Genomic DNA, 8079 nt, shown 5'->3' on the forward strand with positions numbered 1-8079 from the left:
AACATTTGCGCCACGCTCGTAGCGAAAGTGTCGGCGGAGCCATCTGGTCGATTGACGAGTATCGATTGCAGTCCCAGCGTCGCCGCCCTGACCAAGGGGAAATCAATGCTCGACGGTATGCTGCGTAAATCCGCGTTGGGACTGTTGGCCTCAACGGCCCTCGTCGGCCCGGCGCTCGCCCAGAGCGGTGTCAACGACACAGCGCCCGCGCCGACTGCGACAGCGGCTCAGGACGGTAACACCCCCGACTCGACCGAAATCATCGTCACCGCCCAGAAGCGCGAAGAGAATCTGTCGCGTGTGCCGATCTCGATTCAGGCGATCGGGACCAAGCGACTTGACCAGCTCAATATCTCGAACTTCGAGCAATATACCAAGCAGCTCCCCTCGGTCAGCTTCCAGACCAGCCAGCCGGGCGTTACCGTCGTCTACATGCGCGGCGTCGCGTCGGGCGGCGACGGCAACCACTCCGGCTCGCTGCCGTCGGTCGGTTCCTATCTCGACGAGCAGCCCATCACGACCATCGGCGGGACCCTTGATGTCCATATATACGACATCGCCCGGATCGAGAGCCTCGCCGGGCCGCAGGGCACGCTCTACGGTGCTTCGTCGGAAGCCGGCACGATCCGCATCATCACCAACAAGCCCAAGCTCGGCACGACCGAGGGGCGCATCGATATCGAGGGCAACACCGTGTCTCACGGTGGCCAGGGCGGCAAGATCGAGGGGATGATCAACCTCCCCATCGCCGACCGCATCGCGTTTCGCGGCGTCGGTTTCTACCAGCATGACGCTGGCTATATCGATAATATCGCGGGCAGCCGGACCTACTATATCTTCGCCGACGCGATCCCCGACATCACCGTCAACAATGCCGGCCTGGTGAAGAAGAACTTCAACGACCAGGACATTTATGGCGGCCGCGCCGCGCTGAAAATCGACCTCGACGATAATTGGACGGTCACGCCGACCATCCTCCATCAGAATTTGAAGGCCAACGGCTTCTTCGGCGAGGATCCGGCACTTGGCGACTTTAAAGTCCAGCGCTTCTTCGACGAGGTTCGCAAGGATAAGTTCACTCAGGCGGCGCTGACCGTTCAGGGCAAGATCGGCAATTTCGACGTTACCTATGCCGGTGCCTATCTCGACCGTCGCACGCACACGGTAACCGACTACACCGATTATTCCGACGCCTATGATCAGCTTTACGCCGAATATGGCGGCGGCGCCCATGTCTATGGCGGCCTTGGCTATTTCTATTATCAGGACAGCAACGGCAACAGCATCGATCCGCGCCAGAAGATCGTCGCCTCGGACCACTTCAAGAAGATGAGCCAGGAATTCCGCATTTCCTCCCCGGCGGACAAGCCGTTTCGGGTGATCGCCGGCGCTTTCTACCAGCGCCAGTCCAACGATATTTTCCAGGATTACCAAGTCACCAACCTGGCGCCCAACCTGTCGGTCAACGGTCGTTCCGGGACGTTGTGGCTGACCAAGCAGAAGCGAATCGACCGCGACTATGCGCTGTTCGGCGAGGCAAGCTTCGACTTCACGCCGCAGCTGACCATGACCGCCGGTGGCCGACTGTTTAAATATGACAATAGCCTGATCGGCTTCTTCGGCTTCGGGCGTGATCCGGCCTATTTGACTGGTCCGGACGGCAAAAAGGTCCCCGGTTCACCGCCCCCGAATGGAGCGGGCAGCAGCTTTACTGGAGTCGCTGGCTGTCTAACAACGAGCGGCGACACGTTGCGCGATTCACAGCAGTTTGGCACCGACACGACGCTGATTACCACCGGTGCGCTGGCCGGAACGCCATGCACCAATTTGGGTGATTTCGTGAACGGGGCGGTCGTGCCCAAGCACAAAAAGGGCAGGGGCTTCACTCATCGCCTCAACCTGACTTATCGGCCCCACGACGGGCTGATGTTCTATGCCACCTGGTCGCGCGGCTTCCGTCCGGGTGGCCTCAACCGGCGGCAGAGCATTCGTCCCTACGATGCCGACTATCTCACTAATTACGAATTGGGTTGGAAGGTCGCCTTCGACGACAATCATATCCGCTGGAACGGCGCTATCTTCCAGCAGAAGTGGAAGGGCTTCCAGTACAGTTACCTCGGGCCCAACAGCTTCACCGAAATTCACAACGGTCCCGATGCGCGCATCCGCGGCATCGAAAGCGACATTAGCTATGTCGGCGGCGGCGTGAACCTGAACGCAGCGGCCTCCTATACCGATGCCAAAACGCGCAACAACACCTGCTTCTTCGACGCCGCCCAACCGGATTGTTCGGACAACATCGGCAACCCGGGAAGCCCGAATTTCATTGCTGCTCCGACGGGCACCCGGCTGCCGATTACACCCAGGTTCAAGGCGACCGCGACCGCTCGCTACAGCTGGGACGTCGGTGCCGACATGAAGGCTCATCTGCAGGCGGGTATTGCCTATCAAAGCTCGGCGGCGGCGACCTTGCGTACCCTGATCGCGCTGGTCGGCCCAGCGGAATACCCGCCGACGCTGGTCAACCCGAACAGCTATCTCGGCCGGATCCGTTCTTCGACCAGTGTCGACCTGGCAGCGGGCATCGACTGGCGGAAGATCTCGTTCGAACTCTATGCTCAAAATATCCTCGACGAGCACATCGACCTCAGTCGCGGCGTGGCCTGCGGTAGCTGTACGCAGGTCCGGGTCATCCCCGGCACGCCGCGCACCATCGGGCTCAGGGCTGGCTATAAATTCTGACGGTCGCGCCTCCTTCCGGTGGAGGGGGCGCATCCGTTCGGGCGGTCGGTTCGTTCCTTCCTCGTTCAGCCGCCACCATTCATGGCGCGGCTGTCCGACCGGAGACATGACCATGACCAAGCCGATCCTGTTGCCCGTCGCCATTGTCGGCGGCCTGCTCGCCCTCGCCGGGACCGCTGGCGTGACCGCAACCGTCATGGCGCCCAAGCCGTTGGTCGACGTGCCGGCGACCTCGCACCGCGAAGTGGCGGTGTTCGCTGGCGGCTGCTTCTGGGGGGTCGAGGGCGTCTATGAGCATGTCCGCGGCGTGATCGACGCGACCTCGGGCTATAGCGGCGGCAGCGCGGTGACGGCGCATTACGAAATGACCGGCAGCGGCACGACCGGCCATGCCGAGGCTGTCCGCGTGACTTTCGACCCGACCAGGATCAGCTATGGGGAACTGCTGCGGATCTATTTTTCGGTCGTCGCCGACCCGACTCTCAAGGACCGCCAAGGGCCCGATACCGGCCCGCAATACCGTTCCGCCCTGTTCCCTACGTCACCGGCCCAGGCGAAGGTCGCCCGATCCTACATCGCCCAACTCGACAAGGCCAAGCTGTTTGCGCGGCCGATCGTGACGACGGTCGAGGCTTACAAGGGCTTCTACCCGGCCGAAGCTTATCACCAGAACTTCATGGCACGGAACCCGACCTACGGCTATATCGTCATCAACGATCGGCCAAAGGTCGAGGCGTTGAAGAAGCAGTTTCCCAGCGCCTGGCGCGCCTGACCGGTTACTTGACCACTACGGTCACCGCGCGGCGGTTCTGGGCCCAGGCGCTTTCGTCGGAACCGGTCGCGACGGGCTTCTCCTTGCCCCAACTGGTGACCAGCAAGCGCGTCGACGGGATGCCCTGCGCGACCAGATAATTGCGCGCGGCGTTGGCCCGGCGCTCGCCCAGCGCCATATTATATTCCCGCGTTCCGCGTTCGTCGGCATGGCCTTCGATCGAGGCGCGAACGGTCGGGTTGGCGAGCATCCACTTGGCCTGCGCGGCGAGAATCCGCTGCGATTCCGAGTCGATGTCCGACTTGTCGGTGCCGAAGTGGATCGTGTCGGTCCCGGCCTTCGCAATCAGGTCGGCCTGCGACCCGGGCAGCTCGACCAGCCCGACGTCGTCTTCATTCGTGGCCGCAGTCGGCGCCGTAGCGACGGGCGGCGTGGTGTCGACCGCGCGGTCGCGGCGGGCACAGGCCCCGGTCGCGAGCAATGCCGCGATCAGGGCGAGGTTGAGGGTCGTGCGCATGAGAATCTCCTTTTAGCGCTGCAGCGGCGACCAGCTGGGGTCGCTGCCGTCCTGGGGGGTGGGCAGGCGGCGAGCGGCGCCGCCATTGATGTTGACCGCATAGAGGCTGGTTTGGCCGCTACCCTGGCGGATGCGGTTGAACATGACGAACTGGCCGTTCGGTGCCCAGCTTGGCCCCTCGTCCTGCCAGCCGTCGGTGAGAATCTTCTCGCCCCCGCCCGACGCGTTCATCACACCGATGTTGAACTGGCCGCCGATTCTGGTGAAGGCGATCAGACCGCCGCGCGGACTCCACACCGGTGAAGCAAAGCGTCCGCCGCCGAAACTGATTCGGTGCTGGCCAGAGCCGTCGGCGTTCATGACATAGAGTTGCTGGGTGCCCGAGCGATCGCTCTCGAACACGATCCGGCTGCCGTCAGGCGAGTAGCTTGGCGCGGTGTCGGCACCCGGCACACTGGTCAGGCGGCGCGGCGTGCCACCGTCGGCGTCGACAGCATAAATGTCGGTGTTGCCGCCCGCCGCCATCGAGAAGACGACGTTGCGGCCGTTGGGTGAGAAGCGCGGGGCGAAGGTCAGGGCGAGCCCGGGTACGAGGTTACGTGACGTGCCGCTGGCGACATCCATGATCCGCACGCGCGGGCGGCGGCCGGTCGCGGTCATGTAGACCAGTCTGTCGCCGCTCGGGCTGAAGCGCGGGGTGGTGACGGTCGCGTCGCCGGTGGTCAGGTAGCGGTGGTTGGAGCCGTCACTGTCCATGATCGCGATGCGCTTGACCCGGCGGGTCTTGGGACCAGTCTCGGCAACATAGACCAGCCTGGTATCGAGGAAGGCACCTTCGCCGGTCAGCCGGGCATAGACCAGGTCGGCGCATTTATGAGCGGCGCGACGCCAGTCGGTGGCAGCAACCGCGAACCCCTGATGGGTCAGCTCGCGCCCGGCGGCGACGTCGTGGAGATAGCAGCCGACGGTGATCCGGTCGCCGTTCGCCTCGACCGTTCCGGAAACGAGCTGGGCCGCGCCGGCGCTGCGCCAGGTGCCATAGGCGGGCGAGGCGGCCTCGGCGGCCAAATAGCTGCCGATCCCATCGGGGCCGAGCGGGGTGAAGGCACCGGTCGAGCGGAGGTCGGCAGCGATCACGCCCGCGACCTGCCGTCCGATCGCGCCGGTGCCGCCGGCGGGCGTGTCGGTTTCGGCGGAGGTTGGCATGGGCGGGACGGCGATGGCGGCGTTGGCGTTGGTCCCGCCGACGACATCCACTTCGATCGGCGGCGGGGATTGCGCTGTCGCAGTCGAGGCGAGGAGGGCAGCGAGGAGGGCGAAATGCTTCATGGCGTTCCTCATGGCAGCGTATAGGTCATGTTGAAATTGCTCCAGCCACCATTGGCCGTTTGGTAGAGTTCGGGTGGCAACGTCAGCGGGGCACAACCACTAATAATTGCAACGGCGAGATCCTTGACCCGTTCCTCATATTTGCCGTTGTCGTCGTCGACGCCGCTGGTCGCGACGACCTCGGGCGGGCGGCTGAGACCACCAGAGCGGGTCAGGACTAAGTGCAACTTGACCTTGATCCGGCTCGCGCCGGGGCCGGGATTGATCTGGCGGTCGGCGCATGGCTGGACCTGGCGGCGGATCGCTTGCTGGATGCCGGCCATCGCCGATGGGCTGATCGCGGCGGCGGCGGCGCGGGCGGGCGCGGTCGAGGGCGCGCCATCGCCGATTCCCTTGAGGAAATCGGCCCCGATCCGCGAGGCCTTTGAAGGTGCTTTCGGAGGCGGGGTTTTGGCCGGAGGCGTCGCTTCAACAGGCCGTGGCGGCGTCGGCGTGACCGACTGCGCGGGGGTTAGCACGGGCGGCGCTACATCGGGCGTCGGCGGCGCTGGCGACAGTTCGGGTGCCTGGCTCGGCGGCGGCGGAGCAGCGATGGGAGATGGCGCGGCGGCTTGAAGTCCGACCTCGTCGACCAGTTCGACCTCCATCGCCGGGGGCTCCGGCGGACGCGCGACGCGGGCAAGGCTGAGCGACAGCGCCGCGATCAGCGCCACGTGGAACGCCACTGCGACTCCGGTTCCGGCCAGCTCGGCGCGGTCGATGCTCATGGCTCGCCGACCGAGACTAAAGCGACCCGATTGAGACCGGCGCGGTTGAGCTCGCCCATCACCTTCATCACTCGGCCATAGTCGAGCGATCTGTCGGCGCGGAGCAGGACGCGGCGACCCTCGGGCGGCGCGGACTGGGCAGCGATGGCGGCGAGTTTAGTCGGCAGGGCCGCTTCGGCAACGGCACCATCATCGATGAAGATCGCGCCGTTCTTGTCAATCGAGACTGCAACCGGTTTGACCTGCTGGTCGAGCGGCGCTGCGCGGTTCTGCGGCAGGTCGACCGGCACCCCGGCGACGAGCAACGGCGCGGTGACCATGAAGATGATCAGCAGCACCAGCATCACGTCGACCAGCGGCGTGACGTTGATCTCCGCCATTGGCGCACGGCGAGAGCGGCCGCCGCGGCGGGCATGGACACCCATCGCCATCAGCCGCCCTCCAGTTCGCGGCTCAGCGTGGCGTGAAAGCGGTCGGCGAAACGGCCGAGGCGCGCCTCGAGCCGGTCGAGGCCGTGGGTCAGGCGGTTGAAGGCGATGACCGCCGGGATCGCCGCGAACAGGCCGATGGCGGTAGCGAACAAGGCTTCCGCGATCCCCGGCGCGACGACGGCGAGGCTGGTGTTGTTGGCGCCGGCGATGGCGGTAAAGCTGCGCATGATGCCCCACACCGTGCCGAACAGCCCGACGAACGGCGCGACCGCCCCGACCGTGGCGAGGATATTGAGACGGTCGGACAGCCGATCAAGTTCGGCGGCGATGGTCGAATTCATCGCGCCCGCCAGTCGCTCGCGAGTTCCGGCGCGGTCGGCGTGGGCAATGCGGGTCGAGCGGCGCCACTCGTTGAGTCCGGCGGTCAAGATCGCCGCGCTTGGCAGGCCCTCGGCGCCTCGGCTGGCGTGGAAGGTGTCGATGTCGCTCGCCTTCCAGAAGTCGGCTTCATAGGCGGCGGTCTGGCGGCCGATGCGGCGGAGGCGGGCGGCGTGGGTGAAGATGATCGCCCAGGTCCAGACGCTGGCGGCGAGCAGCCCGAGCATGACCAGCTTCACGACGAGATCGGCGTGGAGGAACAGGGTCAGGGGCGACATGAGGTCGGTGCTGGCGGTGACGGGCGGCATTAGACCTCTTGTCGGTTGATGGCGTGGAACCGCTCGATCCATTCCTTTGGCTGGCGGGTCGGCCGACCGTCGGGGGTGAGGAAAGCGGCGGTAATGCGCCCTTGGGCAATGTCTTCTGCGCCGCGCCTGACCGACTGCTGAATGACGACGCTGGCGGCGCGGACGGTGGCGAGGGTCGAGGCGATGGTGAGGTCGTCGCCGAGCCGGGCCGGGGCGCGGTAGCGGACATGGGCTTCGGCGACGGCATAGACCCCGGTGCCGCCGTCGATCGCGGCGCGCTGGTCGATGCCGGCAGCGCGCAACATATCGGACCGGGCGCGCTCCATGTATTTGAGATAATTGGCGTAATAGACGATCCCGGCAGTGTCGGTATCCTCGAAATAGACAGTCAGGGCGAAGCGATGCTCACGCCCGACGAAGCCGCCGCGATAGGGGAGGTCGAAAGCCGCTGGCTCCATCGCCCCGCCTTAGGCCGAGGCGAGTCCGGGGGGCAAGCCCGGCTCGCCGAGACGGTCAGCGGGCCGGGCGGGGCGAAATCTCGGAAATTCGCGAAATGAGGTCGCCCTGCGCTTCGGGCAGGTCATTGAGGTGCATGCCCCAGCCGGGCATGAAAAAGCCCATCATGCCGACTTCGCCGCCGATGCGGGTCGTCCGCTTGCCCGGTAACGCATTGGTGCGGATTGAGAGATAGCCGCGCGGGCCATCGTTGATGCAGCGGGCGGAGACGAGATCGCGGGTATGAATATAGGGGGCTGGCGCCGTGCCCTCGCTCGACCAGCTGACTGGCCCGCCAGCAACTGACGGCCAGCCCCAGCGCATCCAGTAGCTGTCGAGA

Annotated in this window: 9 protein-coding genes; 2 read left to right on the forward strand and 7 right to left on the reverse strand. The window is 65.3% G+C overall.

Features of this window, described 5'->3' with window-relative positions; translation table 11 throughout:
* Nucleotides 1-105 precede the first annotated feature (105 nt).
* Both RMN84_RS02615 and msrA read left to right on the forward strand, forming a co-directional pair.
* Nucleotides 106-2742, forward strand: coding sequence for a TonB-dependent receptor domain-containing protein (locus RMN84_RS02615; RefSeq protein WP_309610651.1), 2637 nt, complete (start codon nt 106-108; stop codon nt 2740-2742).
* A 106-nt stretch (nt 2743-2848) separates the two neighbouring features.
* Nucleotides 2849-3514 (forward strand): peptide-methionine (S)-S-oxide reductase MsrA, encoded by a 666-nt coding sequence (gene msrA, locus RMN84_RS02620; RefSeq protein ID WP_309610652.1) that lies wholly within the window; start codon nt 2849-2851, stop codon nt 3512-3514.
* Between the two features lie 4 nt (nt 3515-3518).
* Here msrA and pal read toward each other — a convergent pair whose 3' ends face one another.
* The 7 genes from pal to RMN84_RS02655 all read right to left on the reverse strand — a co-directional run.
* A complete protein-coding gene (pal, locus tag RMN84_RS02625) occupies nt 3519-4031 on the reverse strand; it encodes a peptidoglycan-associated lipoprotein Pal (protein ID WP_309610653.1) in 513 nt (170 codons plus the stop codon).
* A gap of 12 nt (nt 4032-4043) precedes the next feature.
* Nucleotides 4044-5372, reverse strand: coding sequence for a Tol-Pal system beta propeller repeat protein TolB (gene tolB / locus RMN84_RS02630; RefSeq protein ID WP_309610654.1), 1329 nt, complete (start codon nt 5370-5372; stop codon nt 4044-4046).
* On the reverse strand, nt 5369-6127 hold the full coding sequence (locus RMN84_RS02635) for a cell envelope biogenesis protein TolA (RefSeq protein WP_309610655.1): 759 nt from the start codon (nt 6125-6127) through the stop codon (nt 5369-5371). Before RMN84_RS02635 ends, tolB begins: the two co-directional genes overlap by 4 nt.
* Nucleotides 6124-6558, reverse strand: a complete 435-nt coding sequence (tolR, locus tag RMN84_RS02640) for a protein TolR (RefSeq protein WP_309610656.1) — start codon at nt 6556-6558, stop codon at nt 6124-6126. Before tolR ends, RMN84_RS02635 begins: the two co-directional genes overlap by 4 nt.
* Nucleotides 6558-7244 (reverse strand): protein TolQ, encoded by a 687-nt coding sequence (tolQ, locus tag RMN84_RS02645; RefSeq protein WP_309610657.1) that lies wholly within the window; start codon nt 7242-7244, stop codon nt 6558-6560. Before tolQ ends, tolR begins: the two co-directional genes overlap by 1 nt.
* On the reverse strand, nt 7244-7702 hold the full coding sequence (locus RMN84_RS02650) for a YbgC/FadM family acyl-CoA thioesterase (RefSeq protein ID WP_309610658.1): 459 nt from the start codon (nt 7700-7702) through the stop codon (nt 7244-7246). The genes tolQ and RMN84_RS02650 overlap by 1 nt, the downstream gene beginning before the upstream one ends.
* Nucleotides 7703-7757: 55 nt before the next feature.
* Nucleotides 7758-8079, reverse strand: a 322-nt coding sequence (locus RMN84_RS02655) for a hypothetical protein (RefSeq protein ID WP_405051423.1), incomplete at its 5' end; no start/stop codon positions are given.

The organism is Sphingomonas sp., assembly GCF_031380695.1.
GTDB lineage: Bacteria > Pseudomonadota > Alphaproteobacteria > Sphingomonadales > Sphingomonadaceae > Sphingomicrobium.

Coding starts and splice junctions, on each gene's coding strand:
- RMN84_RS02650 (WP_309610658.1), bottom strand. CDS start 7,702: ATGGAGCCAGCGGCTTTCGACCTCCCCTATCGCGGCGGCTTCGTCGGG.
- tolB (WP_309610654.1), bottom strand. CDS start 5,372: ATGAGGAACGCCATGAAGCATTTCGCCCTCCTCGCTGCCCTCCTCGCC.
- pal (WP_309610653.1), bottom strand. CDS start 4,031: ATGCGCACGACCCTCAACCTCGCCCTGATCGCGGCATTGCTCGCGACC.
- RMN84_RS02635 (WP_309610655.1), bottom strand. CDS start 6,127: ATGAGCATCGACCGCGCCGAGCTGGCCGGAACCGGAGTCGCAGTGGCG.
- tolQ (WP_309610657.1), bottom strand. CDS start 7,244: ATGCCGCCCGTCACCGCCAGCACCGACCTCATGTCGCCCCTGACCCTG.
- RMN84_RS02615 (WP_309610651.1), top strand. CDS start 106: ATGCTCGACGGTATGCTGCGTAAATCCGCGTTGGGACTGTTGGCCTCA.
- tolR (WP_309610656.1), bottom strand. CDS start 6,558: ATGGCGATGGGTGTCCATGCCCGCCGCGGCGGCCGCTCTCGCCGTGCG.
- msrA (WP_309610652.1), top strand. CDS start 2,849: ATGACCATGACCAAGCCGATCCTGTTGCCCGTCGCCATTGTCGGCGGC.